17 protein-coding genes and 3 tRNA genes are annotated in these 16683 nt (G+C 70.5%); 10 read left to right on the top strand and 10 right to left on the bottom strand.

Annotated elements, in window-relative coordinates:
• Positions 1-55: 55 nt before the first annotated feature.
• Positions 56-1159 (top strand): Leu/Phe/Val dehydrogenase, encoded by a 1104-nt coding sequence (locus ACIRDU_RS11945; RefSeq protein ID WP_403577504.1) that lies wholly within the window; start codon positions 56-58, stop codon positions 1157-1159.
• Between the two features lie 317 nt (positions 1160-1476).
• Complete coding sequence (locus ACIRDU_RS11950; protein ID WP_403577506.1) at positions 1477-1725, top strand: DUF3073 domain-containing protein; 249 nt, start codon at positions 1477-1479, stop codon at positions 1723-1725.
• An 84-nt stretch (positions 1726-1809) separates the two neighbouring features.
• Here ACIRDU_RS11950 and purM read toward each other — a convergent pair whose 3' ends face one another.
• The 9 genes from purM to purS all read right to left on the bottom strand — a co-directional run bounded on the left by purM (position 1810) and on the right by purS (position 10814).
• Complete coding sequence (gene purM, locus ACIRDU_RS11955; RefSeq protein ID WP_403577509.1) at positions 1810-2889, bottom strand: phosphoribosylformylglycinamidine cyclo-ligase; 1080 nt, start codon at positions 2887-2889, stop codon at positions 1810-1812.
• Between the two features lie 45 nt (positions 2890-2934).
• On the bottom strand, positions 2935-4464 hold the full coding sequence (gene purF, locus ACIRDU_RS11960; RefSeq protein ID WP_403577512.1) for an amidophosphoribosyltransferase: 1530 nt from the start codon (positions 4462-4464) through the stop codon (positions 2935-2937).
• A 63-nt stretch (positions 4465-4527) separates the two neighbouring features.
• Positions 4528-5301, bottom strand: a complete 774-nt coding sequence (locus tag ACIRDU_RS11965; protein ID WP_403577515.1) for an META domain-containing protein — start codon at positions 5299-5301, stop codon at positions 4528-4530.
• 37 nt (positions 5302-5338) lie between these two features.
• Positions 5339-6136 (bottom strand): sterol carrier family protein, encoded by a 798-nt coding sequence (locus tag ACIRDU_RS11970; RefSeq protein ID WP_403577518.1) that lies wholly within the window; start codon positions 6134-6136, stop codon positions 5339-5341.
• Positions 6137-6146: 10 nt separating this feature from the next.
• A complete protein-coding gene (locus ACIRDU_RS11975) occupies positions 6147-6983 on the bottom strand; it encodes a M23 family metallopeptidase (protein WP_403577521.1) in 837 nt (278 codons plus the stop codon).
• A 19-nt stretch (positions 6984-7002) separates the two neighbouring features.
• On the bottom strand, positions 7003-7503 hold the full coding sequence (locus tag ACIRDU_RS11980; RefSeq protein ID WP_403577525.1) for an ArsR/SmtB family transcription factor: 501 nt from the start codon (positions 7501-7503) through the stop codon (positions 7003-7005).
• Positions 7504-7618: 115 nt separating this feature from the next.
• Entirely contained in the window at positions 7619-9877 is a 2259-nt protein-coding gene (purL, locus tag ACIRDU_RS11985; protein WP_403577528.1) for a phosphoribosylformylglycinamidine synthase subunit PurL, read from the bottom strand.
• Positions 9874-10554 carry a phosphoribosylformylglycinamidine synthase subunit PurQ gene (purQ, locus tag ACIRDU_RS11990; protein WP_386631565.1) on the bottom strand — a complete coding sequence of 227 codons (681 nt, stop codon included), beginning with the start codon at positions 10552-10554 and terminating at the stop codon, positions 9874-9876. The genes purL and purQ overlap by 4 nt, the downstream gene beginning before the upstream one ends.
• Positions 10551-10814, bottom strand: coding sequence for a phosphoribosylformylglycinamidine synthase subunit PurS (purS, locus tag ACIRDU_RS11995; protein WP_031137820.1), 264 nt, complete (start codon positions 10812-10814; stop codon positions 10551-10553). The genes purQ and purS overlap by 4 nt, the downstream gene beginning before the upstream one ends.
• A gap of 267 nt (positions 10815-11081) precedes the next feature.
• Here purS and ACIRDU_RS12000 point away from each other — a divergent pair, with 267 nt between their 5' ends.
• The 8 genes from ACIRDU_RS12000 to ACIRDU_RS12035 all read left to right on the top strand — a co-directional run bounded on the left by ACIRDU_RS12000 (position 11082) and on the right by ACIRDU_RS12035 (position 15683).
• On the top strand, positions 11082-11399 hold the full coding sequence (locus ACIRDU_RS12000) for an Lsr2 family protein (RefSeq protein WP_403578959.1): 318 nt from the start codon (positions 11082-11084) through the stop codon (positions 11397-11399).
• 134 nt (positions 11400-11533) lie between these two features.
• Positions 11534-11605: transfer RNA gene (locus tag ACIRDU_RS12005), tRNA-Gly, on the top strand.
• Between the two features lie 80 nt (positions 11606-11685).
• Positions 11686-11758: transfer RNA gene (locus tag ACIRDU_RS12010), tRNA-Gly, on the top strand.
• Between the two features lie 131 nt (positions 11759-11889).
• Positions 11890-12861, top strand: a complete 972-nt coding sequence (locus tag ACIRDU_RS12015; RefSeq protein ID WP_403577531.1) for an ABC transporter ATP-binding protein — start codon at positions 11890-11892, stop codon at positions 12859-12861.
• On the top strand, positions 12858-13661 hold the full coding sequence (locus ACIRDU_RS12020; protein WP_403577534.1) for an ABC transporter permease: 804 nt from the start codon (positions 12858-12860) through the stop codon (positions 13659-13661). The genes ACIRDU_RS12015 and ACIRDU_RS12020 overlap by 4 nt, the downstream gene beginning before the upstream one ends.
• 23 nt (positions 13662-13684) lie before the next feature.
• The gene (locus ACIRDU_RS12025; protein WP_403578962.1) at positions 13685-14968 is read left to right on the top strand and encodes a sensor histidine kinase; all 1284 of its coding nucleotides are present in this window, start codon (positions 13685-13687) and stop codon (positions 14966-14968) included.
• The gene (locus ACIRDU_RS12030) at positions 14965-15585 is read left to right on the top strand and encodes a response regulator (RefSeq protein ID WP_390982213.1); all 621 of its coding nucleotides are present in this window, start codon (positions 14965-14967) and stop codon (positions 15583-15585) included. The genes ACIRDU_RS12025 and ACIRDU_RS12030 overlap by 4 nt, the downstream gene beginning before the upstream one ends.
• 22 nt (positions 15586-15607) lie before the next feature.
• Positions 15608-15683, top strand: a tRNA-Gly gene (locus ACIRDU_RS12035).
• 49 nt (positions 15684-15732) lie between these two features.
• Here the strand turns inward: ACIRDU_RS12035 and ACIRDU_RS12040 are convergent.
• The gene (locus tag ACIRDU_RS12040; protein ID WP_403577538.1) at positions 15733-16632 is read right to left on the bottom strand and encodes a phosphoribosylaminoimidazolesuccinocarboxamide synthase; all 900 of its coding nucleotides are present in this window, start codon (positions 16630-16632) and stop codon (positions 15733-15735) included.
• Positions 16633-16683: the final 51 nt, after the last annotated feature.

Consider the following 16683-nt stretch of genomic DNA (forward strand, 5'->3'; position numbering starts at 1 on the left):
CCACCCACACGGGAGCTGGTCTCCACCCGCCGCAACTTACTCAGGAGTCACCACAGTGACCGACGTAATCGGCGCACCTGCTGATGTCCTGCACACCCTGTTCCACTCGGACCAGGGGGGACATGAGCAAGTCGTGCTCTGCCAGGACCGCGCGAGCGGCCTCAAGGCCGTCATCGCCCTCCACTCCACCGCCCTGGGGCCCGCGCTCGGCGGTACGCGCTTCTACCCGTACGCGAACGAGGCCGAGGCGGTCGCCGACGCGCTGAACCTCGCCCGCGGGATGTCGTACAAGAACGCCATGGCCGGTCTCGACCACGGCGGCGGCAAGGCCGTGATCATCGGCGACCCGGAGAAGATCAAGAGCGAGGAGCTGCTCCTCGCCTACGGCCGGTTCGTGGCCTCCCTCGGCGGCCGGTACGTCACCGCCTGCGACGTCGGTACGTACGTCGCCGACATGGACGTCGTGGCCCGCGAGTGCCGCTGGACGACCGGCCGCTCCCCCGAGAACGGCGGCGCCGGGGACTCCTCCGTCCTCACCGCCTACGGGGTCTACCAGGGCATGCGCGCTTCCGCGCAGCACCTGTGGGGCGACCCCTCGCTGCGCGCGAAGCGGGTCGGCATCGCCGGCGTCGGCAAGGTCGGCCACCACCTGGTGGAGCACCTCGTGAAGGAGGGCGCCGAGGTCTTCGTCACGGACGTGCGCGAGGACGCGGTGCGGCGGATCACCGAGCGGCACCGGGACGTGATCGCCGTCCGGGACACCGACGAGCTGATCCGCGTCGACGGTCTGGGCATCTACGCCCCCTGCGCGCTCGGCGGGGCCCTGAACGACGAGACGGTGCCGGTGCTCACCGCCGAGGTGGTGTGCGGCGCCGCCAACAACCAGCTCGCCCACCCGGGCGTGGAGAAGGATCTCGCCGACCGCGGGATCCTCTACGCGCCGGACTACGTGGTGAACGCCGGCGGTGTCATCCAGGTCGCCGACGAGCTGCACGGCTTCGACTTCGAGCGGTGCAAGGCGAAGGCGTCGAAGATCTTCGACACCACGCTGGCCATATTCGCACGTGCGAAGGAAGACGGCATTCCGCCGGCCGCCGCGGCCGACCGGATCGCCGAGCAGCGAATGCACGACGCGGCCTTGGCACGCCGGGCGCGCTGACCCCGGACCGGTGCGGGACGATCCCGGAGTCTCGTACGTTTGGCCGGTACCCGTCGGTGGGCAGTTAGAGAGAACTCTCACTTCTACCGGCGGGTCGACCGTCGATAAGTGGTTAAAATCGCGGTTGACCAGCGAGGACGGGGCGCCTCGAGGGTCCTGGGCGCGGGCACGTCATGCGGGCGACGTACCGTATGGGCGCGGGCTCAGGTACCGTGGAAGCCCTACGGACCGGTCTCTCCGCGGAGAGTCCGTGCCGGACCATGAACGCGTGTCAAGACTCTGGGGCCGTCGAGCCCCGTCGTTGAGGGGGTCGAGCCATGGGGCGCGGCCGGGCCAAGGCCAAGCAGACGAAGGTCGCCCGCCAGCTGAAGTACAACAGCGGTGGGACTGACCTCTCACGCCTGGCCGAGGAGCTGGGTGCATCGCCTTCGAATCCGCAGCCGCCTAACGGCGAGCCGTTCGAGGACGATGATCAGGACGACGACCTGTACGCACGGTACGCCGACCTCTACGAGGACGACGACGACGGGGACGACCAGTCCTCGCAACATCGTCGCGGCGCTTGACCCTGCACTGAGCACGTGCCCGGTCGGTGACTTCGGTCACCGACCGGGTTCTGTGCTGCTTGCAGGGTGATGACCACCCGTGCGTCAGCTCGCGTAGTCACCGATCAGGGCGGCACCAGTGGGGTGCTCGCCCCGGTCCGTGATCTCTCCGGCCACCCAGGCGTCCACGCCGCGGTCGGTGAGGGTCGTAAGGGCCACGTCCACGGATTCCTGCGGCACCATCGCGATCATGCCGACGCCCATGTTCAGGGTCTTCTCGAGCTCCAGGCGCTCGACGCTGCCCGTACGGCCGACGAGGTCGAAGATCGGGGCCGGCGTCCAGGTGGAGCGGTCCACGATCGCGTGCAGGTCGTCCGGGATGACCCGGGCGAGGTTGGCCGCGAGTCCGCCGCCGGTGACGTGGCTGAAGGCGTGCACCTCGGTGGTGCGCATCAGGGCCAGGCAGTCCAGCGAGTAGATCTTCGTCGGCTCCAGCAGCTCCTCGCCGAGGGTGCGGCCGAGCTCCTCGATGTGCGCGTCCAGCGCCAGGCCCGCCTGGTTCAGCAGGACGTGGCGGACGAGGGAGTACCCGTTCGAGTGAAGACCGGAGGACGCCATGGCGATCACCGCGTCACCCGTCCGGATGCGATCCGCGCCGAGCAGCCGGTCGGCCTCCACGACGCCCGTACCGGCGCCGGCGACGTCGAAGTCGTCCTCACCCAGCAGGCCCGGGTGCTCGGCCGTCTCGCCGCCGACCAGGGCGCAGCCGGCCAGCACACAGCCCTCGGCGATGCCCTTGACGATGGCGGCGACCCGCTCGGGGTGGACCTTGCCGACGCAGATGTAGTCGGTCATGAACAGCGGCTCGGCGCCGCAGACGACGATGTCGTCCATGACCATGGCGACCAGGTCGTGGCCGATGGTGTTGTAGACGCCGAGCCGGCGGGCGATGTCGACCTTGGTGCCGACGCCGTCCGTGGCGGAGGCGAGCAGGGGACGCTCGTAGTTCTTCAGGGCGGAGGCGTCGAAGAGGCCGGCGAAGCCGCCGAGGCCGCCGAGGACCTCGGGGCGCTGGGCCTTCTTCACCCACTCCTTCATCAGCTCGACGGCGCGGTCGCCCGCTTCGATGTCGACGCCCGCGGCTGCGTAGCTGGCGCCGCCCTCGGCATTGGGTTTCTCGGACATGGCTAAAGAGAACCTTCGTGTCGTACGGCAGGTGTGACGAGCCGTCTACGGGCGGCGGATCGCGTCGGCGGCGGCCGTGGCGGCCGGGCCGGCGGCCAGCTCCGTCTCCAGCAGCTGCTTGCCGAGCAGCTCGGGGTCCGGGAGCTCCATCGGGTACTCGCCGTCGAAGCAGGCACGGCAGAGGTTCGGCTTGGCGATGGTGGTCGCCTCGATCATGCCGTCGATGGAGATGTAGGCCAGGGAGTCGGCGCCCAGGGAGGTGCCGATCTCGTCGATCGTCATGCCGTTGGCGATGAGCTCGGCGCGGGTGGCGAAGTCGATGCCGAAGAAGCAGGGCCACTTCACGGGCGGCGAGGAGATCCGGATGTGGACCTCGGCGGCGCCGGCCTCGCGGAGCATGCGGACCAGGGCCCGCTGGGTGTTGCCGCGCACGATCGAGTCGTCGACGACGACCAGGCGCTTGCCCTTGATGACTTCCTTCAGCGGGTTCAGCTTCAGGCGGATGCCCAGCTGGCGGATGGTCTGCGAGGGCTGGATGAACGTCCGGCCGACGTACGCGTTCTTGACCAGGCCGGCGCCGAACGGGATGCCGGAGGCCTCCGCGTAGCCGATCGCCGCGGGCGTGCCGGACTCCGGGGTCGCTATGACCAGGTCGGCCTCGACCGGGGCCTCCTTCGCCAGCTTGCGGCCCATCTCCACGCGGGAGAGGTACACGTTCCGGCCGGCGATGTCGGTGTCCGGGCGGGCCAGGTACACGTACTCGAAGACACAGCCCTTGGGCTTCGCGTCCGCGAATCGGGAGGTGCGCAGGCCGTTCTCGTCGATGGCGACGAACTCGCCCGGCTCGATCTCGCGGACATAGCTGGCGCCGCAGATGTCGAGGGCGGCGGACTCGGAGGCGACGACCCAGCCGCGCTCCAGCCGGCCGAGGACCAGCGGGCGGATGCCCTGCGGGTCGCGGGCCGCGTACAGGGTGTGCTCGTCCATGAAGACGAGGGAGAAGGCGCCCCGGACCTTCGGGAGGACGCTGTGGGCGGCCTCCTCGATGGTCAGCGGCTTGCCGTCCTCGTCCGTCTGGGCCGCGAGGAGCGCGGTGAGCAGGTCGGTGTCGTTGGTCGCCGCGACGCGCGGGGTGCGGCCGCCCTCCTGCTTGGGCAGGTCGGCGACCATCTCGGCGAGCTGGGCGGTGTTGACGAGGTTGCCGTTGTGGCCGAGCGCGATGGATCCGTGCCCGGTGGCACGGAACGTCGGCTGGGCGTTCTCCCAGACGGAGGCACCGGTGGTCGAGTAGCGGGCGTGTCCGACCGCGATGTGACCCTGGAGCGAACCGAGGGAGGTCTCGTCGAAGACCTGGGAAACCAGGCCCATGTCCTTGAAGACGAGGATCTGCGAGCCGTTGCTGACCGCGATTCCCGCGGATTCCTGGCCTCGATGCTGGAGGGCGTAGAGCCCGAAGTACGTGAGCTTGGCGACCTCTTCGCCCGGAGCCCAGACACCGAAGACGCCACAAGCGTCCTGGGGGCCCTTCTCACCGGGGAGCAGGTCGTGGTTGAGTCGTCCGTCACCACGTGGCACGCCACCGAGTGTAGGCGAGGTCGACCGTTGGTCCGAATTGGGGATACCGGACTTTCCGGTGGATCACCGCTCGGCGACCGCTCGCACACTCGTACCGTTTTCGCTGGTCAGCGTGAGGGTTTGGTGATCGACTCCGTACTTCAGCGTTCCGTCGAAAAGTCGCAGCAGGGTCTTCTCGTCGGCCATGAGTGAGTCTTCGCACATCATTCGGGTCGTGGCAGGAGGGCCGAGGGTGATATGGCCGTCGCTGACCGTGGCCTTGGCGTTCACCTTGTTGCAGCCGAGGCTGCCGGCGACGGTGCCCTTCTTGTCGTCGAAGGTGAGGTGGGCGCGGCCGTCGGCCCTCGGGGTCGTGACGGTCCACTTGGTGCCGGCCAGCGGGGCGTCCTTCGCCTCGGTCAGGCGGACGGTGTCGCCCCGGGCGGTGGTGAGGGTGAGGCGGCCGCCGTCCACCTTCGCCTGCAGCTCCTGGTCGGAGAAGGCGCGCGCGAGGCTTTCCTCGAAGGCCATGGGCTTGTTCTCGCAGGCCATCTCGGTGGCCATGGTCTTGCCGAGCCGGACGCGGTCGCCGTCGACGGTGGCCTCGGCGCTGAAGTTGTTGCAGCCGAAGCTGCCCTCGGCCCGGCCCTTGTCGATGGTCACGTGGGCGCCGGCCGGGGCCTTCTGCGTCCGGCCGTCCGCGGTGACGCTGTCCACGTTCCACCGCACTCCGGTGACCGGTTTCCCGGCACCGACCGAGCCGCTGCCGCTGTCCGCCTTCTCGCTGCCGCAAGCCGCCATGAGCGGGACGAGCATGGCGGCGGCCGTCAGGGTCATGCGCTGCTTCTGCCTGTCCATGCCACTTCGACGGACGACCCGGGGGGATCGGTTCCCCTTATTTCATCAGGGGCAGGTAGACCGACAGGTCCGCCCGCTCGCCACTGGCGCTGACCTTGGCGTCCTGGAGGGCCTGCGCCCAGGCCAGCCGCCCGGTGGCGAGCCGGATCCAGGTCAGCGGGTCCGTCTCGACGACGTTGGGCGGGGTGCCCCGGGTGTGCCTCGGCCCCTCCACGCACTGCACGACCGCGTACGGCGGCACCCTCACCTCCGTCGAACCGCCGGGCGCCTTCGCGGCGAGCGCGTCGGCCAGCAGCCGGGTGCAGGCGGCCAGGGCCTGCCGGTCGTAGGGGATGTCCAGGCCGGGGACGGCGGCGTTGAGGTCGTCGGTGTGGACGACGAGCTCGACGGTGCGGGTGACGAGGTAGTCGGCCAGCGGCAGGGCGCCGGCGCTGGTGGCGAGCAGCCGGGTGCCGGGGTGTGCGGCGAGGTCGGCGGTGAAGCGCTCCTCAGTGGCCGCGAGGTGGGCGGCCGGGTCCGGGTGGCTCTCGGCCGCCTCACGGGCGTACGCGGCGATGTCCGGCGCGTCGGCCGCGATCGCGGAGGGCCAGTCGAGCAGTGTGCCGTCCTGCTGGGCCGGTTCCGGCAGGCCGGTCAGCAGGGAGACCGCCCCGAGGCTCGTCCCGACGTGTGCCACCAGGTCCCGGACGGTCCAGTCGCCCAGCCGGGTGGGCAGGGCGAGCTGCTCGGGGGTGAGTCCGGCGGCAGCGGCCCGTACGTTCCCGAACTGGGCGAGCACCGCGGCGCGGATCTTGGCGGGGTCGTAGCTACGGGTGCGCTTCTTGACCGGTGGCATGAGGGCCAGCCTAAGGGGGGCCTACGACAGTCGGAGGTGCCTCGAAGATCTCGCCGTCGCGGGGCACGCCCAGGCCGCTCCAGGCGAAGGGGACGCCCCGGGCCGCGTCCGGGTCCGGGCCGTCCATCAGCTGGAAGTGCAGGTGCGGTTCGGAGGAGTTGCCGGAGTTGCCGCAGCGGGCGAGTACCTGCCCGGCCCGCACCCGGTCGCCCTCGCGGACGGTGAGGGAGCCGCGCTGGAGGTGGGCGTAGGCGGCGTGGGTGCCGTTGCCCAGGTCGAGGACGATGTGGTTGCCGAGGATGCGGTGGACTCCGGACATCCCGCGCACGGAACCCTCGATCAGCATCAGGTACAGCAGCCCGAGCAGCGAGGTGCGGCTGAGGTGGTCGCGCTGAGCGTCTGTGGCCCGGACGACCGTGGCGTCGGCGACCGCGAGGATCGGGGCGCCGAAGGCCGGGAAGACCCGGGGGCGGCGGGCGAGCGGCCACAGCCACCCGAAGGCCGGGCGGGCACCCGGCTCGGGCTCGGCGAGGATGTCGATGGCGAAGGTCTGGCCGTAGCTGTGCACGCCGTGGCTGGGGGTGCGGTCGGCCGGGCTGTTCAGCGCGGACCAGCGGCCGGTGACGGGCGGGGCGACCTCAACGGTTGCACGGGCCGCGCGCGGCGTGTCCGGAGCACCGCCCCACCGGTTCGCCAGGAGGACCACGGCGTACGCCAGGAGCACCGGCGCGAAATTCCACCACCAGGGACCGGCCGACAGGCCGAAACCCAGGTCGGCGGCTATCAGGCCTAAGAAGACCAGCCACAGAACGCGGTAGGCCACCGTGCCGAGCTTGCGAGCGGACATCCGGTTTCCCCCAGTTCCTCTACGGTCGGGTGGTCGCCAGCGCCACGAGCAGCGGGACGACCCGCCCCGGCGGCACCTCGTGGCGGCCCCGGCCGGTCGTGTGCAGCCAGCCCGTGGCGGTGAGCTGGCGCAGGTGGTGGTAGATCTGGCCGGTCGTGCCGACCTCGTCCAGCTCGGCGAGTTCGGCGGCGGTGCGACGCCCGCCGAGGATCTCGCGCAGCAGCCGGAGCCGGACCGGGTGGCCGAGCGCCGCGAACGACTCGGCGGCCGTCGCCCCGTCGTCCTCCATCAGGTCCTCGGTGAGAGCGGTCATCTGCCAGGCGTACTCCTCGCCCGTCGGCAGGCGTACGGAGCCGGTGTAGAGGACACCGCCGTCGGTCACTTCCGCCTCGGACAGGTGATCCTTCAGCCCGTTCAAGGCCCAGAAGTCGCTCCCGTCGATGCGGGGGCCGCTGCGCTGGGCGCCTTCCAGGGCCGCCAGGCGGCGTTCGAGGTCGGCGACGCGTCGTTCCAGTTCCATGCCGCCGATATTACGTAACTACGTAATCTCGTGCAAGAGTCGGTGTGCGGCCACCGCTCCGGGCACGGCGAAGCCCCCGCCCGGACCGACCGGACGGGGGCTTCGGAGCGGTTGCCTACTTCAGCAGTGCCGGGATCGTGCCCTCGTGCGTCTCGCGCAGCTCGGACAGGGTGAGCGCGAACTCGCCCTGGACGTCGACCGTGTCGCCGTCGACGACACCGATGCGGGTGGCCGGGAGGCCCCGCGCCCCGCACATGTCGTTGAAGCGGACCTCCTCCGAACGGGGCACGGCCACGACCGCACGGCCCGCCGACTCGGAGAAGAGGAAGGTGAAGGCGTCCAGACCGTCCGGGACGATCAGACGGGCACCCTTGCCGCCCAGCAGCGCCGACTCGACCACGGCCTGGATCAGACCGCCGTCGGACAGGTCGTGGGCGGAGTCGATCATGCCGTCGCGGGAGGCGGCGATCAGGATCTCGGCGAGCAGCCGCTCGCGCTCCAGGTCGACCTGGGGCGGCAGACCGCCGAGGTGGTCGTGGACCACCTGCGACCAGGCCGAGCCGCCGAACTCCTCACGTGTGTCGCCGAGGAGGTAGAGCAGCTGGCCCTCCTCCTGGAAGGCGACGGGCGTGCGGCGGGCCACGTCGTCGATGACGCCCAGGACCGCGACCACCGGGGTCGGGTGGATGGCCGCCTCGCCGGTCTGGTTGTACAGGGAGACGTTGCCGCCGGTCACCGGGGTGCCGAGCTGCTGGCAGGCGTCGGCCAGACCGCGCACGGCCTCCGCGAACTGCCACATCACCGCCGGGTCCTCGGGCGAGCCGAAGTTCAGGCAGTCGGAGACGGCGAGCGGCTTGGCGCCGGTGGTGGCGACGTTGCGGTACGCCTCCGCCAGGGCCAGCTGGGCGCCGTGGTACGGGTCGAGCTTGGCGTACCGGCCGTTGCCGTCCGTGGCGATGGCCACGCCGAGGCCGGTCTTCTCGTCGATCCGGATCATGCCGGAGTCCTCGGGCTGGGCGAGGACGGTGTTGCCCTGCACGAAGTGGTCGTACTGGCTGGTGATCCAGGACTTGGAGGCCTGGTTCGGGGAGCCGACCAGCTTCAGGACCTGGTCCTTCAGCTCCTCGGAGGTCTCCGGCCGGGGCAGCTTGCCGGCGTCGTCGGCCTGGAGCTCGTCCTGCCAGGAGGGGCGGGCGTACGGGCGCTCGTAGACCGGGCCCTCGTGAGCGACCGTGCGCGGGTCGACGTCGACGATCTTGCCGCCGTGCCAGTAGATCTCCAGGCGGTCGCCGTCGGTCACCTCACCGATGACGGTGGCGATGACGTCCCACTTCTCGCAGATCTCCAGGAAGCGGTCGACCTTCTCCGGCTCGACGACGGCGCACATGCGCTCCTGCGACTCGCTCATGAGGATTTCCTCGGGCGAGAGCGTGGAGTCGCGCAGGGGCACGTCGTCCAGGGTGACGCGCATGCCGCCGGAGCCGTTGGAGGCGAGCTCGGAGGTGGCGCAGGACAGGCCGGCGGCGCCGAGGTCCTGGATGCCGACGACCAGCTTCTCGGCGAAGGCCTCCAGGGTGCACTCGATGAGGAGCTTCTCCTGGAAGGGGTCGCCGACCTGCACGGCCGGGCGCTTCGAGGGCTTGGCGTCGTCGAAGGTCTCGGAGGCCAGGATCGAGGCGCCGCCGATGCCGTCACCGCCGGTCCGGGCCCCGTAGAGGATGACCTTGTTGCCCGCGCCGGAGGCCTTGGCGAGGTGGATGTCCTCGTGCCGCATGACGCCGATGGCACCGGCGTTGACCAGCGGATTGCCCTGGTAGCAGGCGTCGAAGACGACCTCGCCGCCGATGTTGGGCAGACCCAGGCAGTTGCCGTAGCCGCCGATGCCGGCGACGACGCCCGGCAGGACGCGCTTGGTGTCGGGGTGGTCGGCCGCGCCGAAGCGCAGCGGATCGACGACCGCGACCGGGCGGGCGCCCATGGCGATGATGTCGCGCACGATGCCGCCGACACCGGTGGCCGCGCCCTGGTAGGGCTCCACGTACGACGGGTGGTTGTGCGACTCGACCTTGAAGGTGACCGCGTAGCCCTGGCCGACGTCCACGACACCGGCGTTCTCGCCGATGCCGACGAGCATCGCGTCGGACTCGGGGGCTTTCTCGCCGAACTGGCGCAGGTGCACCTTGCTGCTCTTGTACGAGCAGTGCTCCGACCACATCACCGAGTACATGGCGAGCTCGGCCCCGGTGGGCCGGCGGCCGAGGATCTCCACGACCCGCTCGTACTCGTCCTTCTTCAGGCCCAGTTCGGCCCAGGGCAGCTCGACGTCGGGGGTCGCGGCCGCGTGCTCGACCGTGTCCAGAGGCGTCCGGCTCATGCGTTGACCAGCTTCTTGAGGATCGAGGTGAAGAACGGGAGGCCGTCGGTGCGGCCGGTGCCGATCAGCGGCTCGACGGCGTGCTCGGGGTGCGGCATGAGGCCCACGACGTTCCCGGCCGCGTTGGTGACGCCGGCGATGTCGCGCTGCGAGCCGTTGGGGTTGAAGTCGAGGTACCGGAAGGCGACCCGGCCCTCGGCCTCCAGCTCGTCCAGGGTGCGCTCGTCGGCGACGTACTGCCCGTCGTTGTTCTTCAGCGGGATGTGGATCTCCTGGCCGGCCGAGTAGTCGGTGGTCCAGGAGGTCTCGGCGTTCTCCACCCGCAGCTTCTGGTCACGGCAGATGAAGTGCAGGTGGTTGTTGCGGAGCATCGTGCCCGGCAGCAGGTGGGCCTCGGTGAGGATCTGGAAGCCGTTGCAGATGCCGAGCACCGGCAGACCGGCCTTCGCCTGCTCCAGCAGGGGCTCCATCACCGGCGAGAAACGGGCGATGGCCCCGGCGCGCAGATAGTCGCCGTAGGAGAAACCACCGCACAGCACCACGGCGTCGACCTGCTTGAGGTCCTTGTCCTTGTGCCACAGGGCGACCGGCTCGGCGCCGGCGACGCGGATCGCGCGCTGGGTGTCGCGGTCGTCGAGACTGCCGGGAAAAGTGACGACGCCAATACGAGCGGTCACTTCGCGGCCTCCGCGACTTCCTCGACCCGGATCGTGAAGTCCTCGATCACGGTGTTCGCGAGGAAGGACTCGGCAAGATCATGAATGCGGGCGAGGGCGGCCTCGTCGACCGGCCCGTCAACTTCCAGTTCGAAACGCTTTCCCTGGCGGACGTCCGAGATCCCGTCGAAACCCAGCCGCGGCAGTGCGCGCTGCACCGCCTGGCCCTGGGGGTCGAGGATCTCCGGCTTGAGCATGACGTCGACTACGACGCGTGCCACTGGCACTCCCGGTGTGTGGTGCTGAGCAGGTTCCTTCAGACTACCCGTACGAAATTTCTACGCGCGTCGACTTGTAGGAAACTACGTGACCGTCATCACGATCCGGCATCGACGGGGCCACACGCGAAATTTTCGGGAAAGATTCCGGATCGACACCCGGCACCCATTGCCTTCTGACACGCGGAAGGATTTAGTCGGGCTTCACAATGTATTGCCAGGCACTGTACAAATGAATTGGCAAAGTGCCGCATGAAGGGACCGATATTCGTGGCGCAGAAGGTCGTGGTCACTCTCTTTGACGACATCGACGGCTCGGAAGCGGCGGAAACGATCGCCTTCGGACTGGACGGCAAGTCGTACGAGATCGACCTGAGCGAAGTCAACGCCGGAGAACTGCGGCAGGCGCTCGCGCCCTACGTGGAGGCCGGCCGCAAGCGGTCCCGCTCGGGCAAGGCGTACCGGCAGACGGAGGTCGCACCCGACCCGTCGGCCGTGCGCGCCTGGGCTCAGGCCAACAAGATGGACGTCCCCGCGCGCGGGCGCATCCCCAAGAAGGTCTACGAGGCGTTCACCGCCGCGCAGTGACGTCCGTCGAAGCCCGGACCGACGCCCGGCCATCCGCCCCTCGCGGCAACCGACTTGCGCAGCACCCCGGCTGATCAGCTAGAGTCTGGAGCACGCCGAGGGGCGAGGCCGAAAGGCCCAGCTCACGGAAACATGCGGGTGTAGTTCAGTAGTAGAACATCCCCCTTCCAGGGGGAAGGCGCAGTGTGCGATTCCTGTCACCCGCTCTGCATCACCGTACCGGCCACTATGTGGATCAGGTAGGCTGGTGCCTGCACCGGTCAGTGAAAGCTGATCGGGAGCACATGCGGACGTAGCTCAGTTGGTAGAGCGCAACCTTGCCAAGGTTGAGGTCGCGAGTTCGAACCTCGTCGTCCGCTCGGGAATGAAGACCCCGGTCCTGATGGACCGGGGTCTTTTTCGTGCCTCCGAGCGTTCGTCTGACATTTGTCATGCCGAGTGATGACAGCGCGCACTGCTTCCGTGCCCGCCCGGCCGGGACGCTTGAGGCATGGAATCCAACGGACACGAACACGTGATTGAGGTCACTGACCTGCGGCGTGTGTACGGGGGCGGGTTCGAGGCGGTACGCGGAATCAGCTTTTCCGTCCGACGCGGGGAGATCTTCGCGCTGCTCGGCACCAACGGCGCGGGCAAGACATCGACCGTCGAACTCCTGGAGGGACTCGCGGAACCGGCCGGCGGCCGGGTGCGCGTCCTCGGGCACGACCCGTACACCGACCGGGCCGCCGTACGGCCCCGTACCGGCGTGATGCTCCAGGAAGGCGGCTTCCCGTCCGAGCTCACCGTCGCCGAGACCGCGCGGATGTGGGCGGGATGCGTCAGCGGGGCACGGCCGCCGGCGGAGGTGCTGGCGCTGGTCGGCCTGGAGGCGAAGGCCCGCACGCGGGTCAAGCAGCTGTCCGGCGGCCAGCGGCGCCGCCTCGACCTGGCGCTCGCCCTGCTCGGCGATCCCGAGGTGCTCTTCCTCGACGAGCCGTCCACCGGTCTGGACGCCGAAGGCCGCCGGGCCACCTGGGAGTTGGTGAGCGCGCTGCGCGACGGAGGGACGACGGTGCTGCTGACCACGCACTACCTGGAGGAGGCCGAGAACCTCGCCGACCGGCTGGCGATCATGCACGAGGGCCGTATCGCCACCACCGGGACCCCGGCCGAGGTGACCGCCGCCGAGCCGTCGCGGATCTCCTTCGAGCTGCCCGACGGCTACTTCGTCGGTGATCTTCCGCCGCTCGCCGAGCTGGGCGTGACCGGGCACGAGACCGACGGCCGGATCGTCCGCCTCCGCACCCACGAACTCCAGCGGACCGCCACCGGACTGCTGATGTGGGCCGCGCAGGCCCGGGTGGAACTGCGCCGCCTGGACGTGCGCTCGGCCTCCCTGGAGGAGGCGTTCCTCGGGATCGCCGAGAACGTCTCCGCGGAGCAGGCCACGGGGATGACGACGAAGGAGTACGCGGCATGAGCCCCACGCAGGCCTCGCCCCGCCCGGCACCGGCGGCGACGACTCCGCTGAGCCGGATGACCGCTCTCGCCCGCGCCGAACTGACCCTGCTGGGGCGGACCAAGGGCGCGCTCTTCGCCGCGCTGTTCGTGCCGCTGGTGATGCCGGTCAGCGTGCGGTCGGCGGCGAAGGAGATGGACCTCGCCCAGGCGGGGCTGAACACCGGCACCCTGGTGCTGCCCGCCGCGGTCGGCTTCTCCCTGCTGTTCGCCGTCTACTCGGTGCTCGTCGGCGCGTTCGTGGTCCGGCGCGAGGAAATCGTCCTCAAGCGGCTGCGCACCGGTGAGCTGCGGGACGTCGAGATCCTGGCCGGCTCCGCGCTGCCGGCCGTCCTCACCGGGCTGGTGCAGTGCCTGCTGCTGGCGGCCGGCTGCGTCGCGCTGCTGGACCTGTCCGCGCCCTCGGCGCCCCATCTGGTCGTCCTCGGCCTGCTGTCGGGCCTGGTGATGTGCGCCGCCCTCGCCGCGGCCACCGCGAGCTTCACCCGGACCGGCGAGAGCGCTCAGGTCACGCCCATGCCGCTGCTGATGGTCTCGATGATCGGCTCCGGCATGTTCGTGCCGCTGGAACTGCTGCCGGACCGGGTCGCCTCCGTCTGCGAGCTGCTGCCGCTGACGCCCGTCGTCACTCTGGTGCGCGGCGGCTGGGCGGGGAACCTCTCCGGGTACGAGGCGCTGGGCGCTCTCGCGACCGCGATGGCCTGGATCCTCATCGGGGTGTTTGCTGTACGGCGGTGGTTCCGCTGGGAACCGCGGCGCTGACCGAAGGGGGGAGTGACGTGCCGATGCGCACGCCGGGCAGGTGGTGGCGGCACAAGAGCACACCGGAGAAGGTCGAGACGTACACGCGGTGGTCGTTCCACTTCTTCGCGGTGATGGAGTTCTTCTCCGTCGGGCTCACGTCCGTGGCCCCGCTCGGGGCACGGCTGGGCGGTGCCGTCATGGTGGTGGTGGCCGTGCACGCCACTCTCTGCTTCGTGACCGTGTCACGGGCGATCGACTGGACGCGCGGGCGCAGGCCCCAGCCCACCGGACTGCTGTGGACACTGGCCGCGGTCACCGCCGCGGTCGCCGCCGCCGCGCTCGGCCTCGCCGAGCTCGGACCCGACGGCGAGCGCGTCGACACCGCCGCCGGCGGCGTCTGCGGGGTGATCCTGGTCTTCGGTCCCGGCATCATCGCGCTCGGCGTCCGCGACCGGCGGCGCGCGTTCGGGATCGCGGGCGGCTTCGCGGCCGGCACCTGGGCCGTGGCGTTCGCGCTCGGCGCCTCCGCACTCACGGCGCTTTTCACGGCGCTGATCGTCCTGGTCGGCGGCGTGTTCATCGCCTTCACGGCCGTCTTCTCGGTGTGGCTGCTCAACGCCGTCTACGAACTCGACGAGGCCCGTGAGACCCGGACCCGGCTCGCCGTCGCCGAGGAGCGGCTGCGCTTCGGGCGGGATCTGCACGACGTCATGGGACGCAATCTCGCGGTGATCGCCCTGAAGAGCGAGCTGGCCGTGCAGCTCGCCCAGCGGGGGCGGCCGGAGGCCGTGGCGCAGATGGTCGAGGTGCAGCGGCTCGCGCAGGAGTCGCAGCGGGAGGTACGGGAGGTCGTGCGCGGCTACCGGGAGGCCGACCTCGCGTCCGAACTGGCCGGCGCGCAAGGGGTGCTGGCGGCGGCCGGCATCGACTGCACGGTCGGCGGGGCGACGGCGGCCGGGCTGCCGCCCGCGGTGCAGTCCGCCCTGGGGTGGGTGGTGCGGGAGGCCGCGACGAACGTCCTGCGGCACGGGGACGCGCGGTGGTGTGCGGTGCGGCTGAGGGTGTGGGAGGGGCAGGTGGTGTTGTCCGTGGAGAACGACGGGGTGAGCGAGGCGGGGACGCGGTCCGGGACCGGGCCGTCCGGTTCGGGGCTCGCCGGGCTGCGGGAACGCCTGGCGGAGATCGACGGGACGCTGGAGGCCGGGCCCGCGGGGCGGGGGCTGTTCCGGCTGACGGCGGAGATTCCGCTGCCGTCGCAGCCCTCCCCCGCCGACGCCGTCCCGGCCGCTGTCGCTGTGCGTTCTGTGAGCGAGGTCACCTCATGACGGTCGTGGAGCCCGTCCGGCTACTGCTCGCCGATGACGAGCACCTCATCCGCGGGGCGCTCGCCGCGCTGCTGTCGCTGGAGGACGACCTCATGGTCGTCGCCGAGGCGGCCACCGGGCCCGAGGCGATGGCGATGGCCCGGGCGCACAAGCCCGATGTCGCCGTGCTGGATCTCCAGATGCCGGGAGCCGACGGTGTGAAGGTCGCCACATCATTGCGGGCCGAACTGCCCGGTTGCAGGGTCCTCATCGTCACCAGTCACGGGCGGCCCGGGCATCTGAAGCGGGCGCTGGAGGCGGGGGTGCGGGGCTTCGTGCCGAAGACCGTGAGCGCGCAGCGGCTCGCGGAGATCATTCGTACGGTGCACGCCGGGAACCGTTACGTGGACCCGGAGTTGGCGGCCGACGCGATCGCCGCCGGCGACTCGCCGCTGACCTCGCGGGAGGCCGAGGTCCTGGAACTCGCCGCCGACGGGGCACCCGTCGCGGAGATCGCCGAGCGGGCCGCGCTGTCGCAGGGGACCGTGCGGAACTATCTGTCGTCGGCCGTGTCGAAGCTCGGAGCGGAGAACCGGCATGCGGCGGTGCGGCTCGCGCGGGAGCGAGGTTGGGTATAGTGGTTCTCGCGCCACGGCGCATGCGAACGTAGCTCAGTTGGTAGAGCGCAACCTTGCCAAGGTTGAGGTCGCGAGTTCGAACCTCGTCGTTCGCTCCATCGAGAAGCCCCCCGGTTCGGCCGGGGGGCTTCTTCGTGCGCTACTTCTTCACGCCCAGCTCGTGCCGGTCAGGCGCTCGTACGCCTCGACGTACTTGGCCCGGGTGGCGTCGACGACCTGCTGGGGCAGGGCGGGCGGCGGCTGCTCGCTCCCCCGGTCCCAGCCGGACTCCGCCGAGGTCAGCCAGTCGCGGACGAACTGCTTGTCGTACGACGGCTGCGCGCGGCCCGGCTGCCACTGGTCGGCCGGCCAGAAGCGGGAGGAGTCGGCGGTGAGGACCTCGTCCGCGAGGACCAGGTCGTCGCCGTCGAAGCCGAACTCGAACTTCGTGTCCGCGAGGATGATGCCCCGCTCCCGGGCGATCTCCCGGCCCCGGGAGTAGACGGCCAGGGTCGCCTGGCGCAGCCGGGCCGCGGTGTCGGCGCCGACCTGGCGGGCGACCTCCTCGTAGGAGACGTTCTCGTCGTGCTCGCCGACGGCGGCCTTGGTGGCCGGGGTGAAGATCGGGGCGGGCAGTTCACTGCCGTCGGTCAGGCCCTCCGGCAGGGCGAGGCCGCAGACCGTGCGGGTCTCGTTGTACTCGGCGAGGCCCGAGCCGGTGAGATAGCCGCGGGCCACGCACTCCACGGGGACCATCTGCAGCGACTTGCAGATCAGCGTGCGGCCCGCCCAGTCGGCGGGGGCGCCCGCGGGCACGTCCGTGCTCAGGACGTGGTTCGGGACCAGGTCGGCGAGCCGGTCGAACCACCACAGGGACAGCTGCGTGAGGATCCGGCCCTTGTCGGGGATCTCGGTGGGCAGCACCCAGTCGTAGGCGGACATGCGGTCGCTGGCGACCATCACGAGGTCGCCCGCCTCGTTCCGGTACAGCTCGCGCACCTTGCCGGTGTGCAGATGCACCAGACCCGGAACCTGGATCGGCTCGGGCTTTTCGACGAATCCGGACACGGTTCCTCCCCGTGGTTCTGTCCAAGTGGCTCGATTCTCCCGTATCCGAGC

Origin of the sequence: Streptomyces sp. NPDC093598, assembly GCF_044764825.1 — a bacterium.
Lineage (GTDB): Bacteria > Actinomycetota > Actinomycetes > Streptomycetales > Streptomycetaceae > Streptomyces.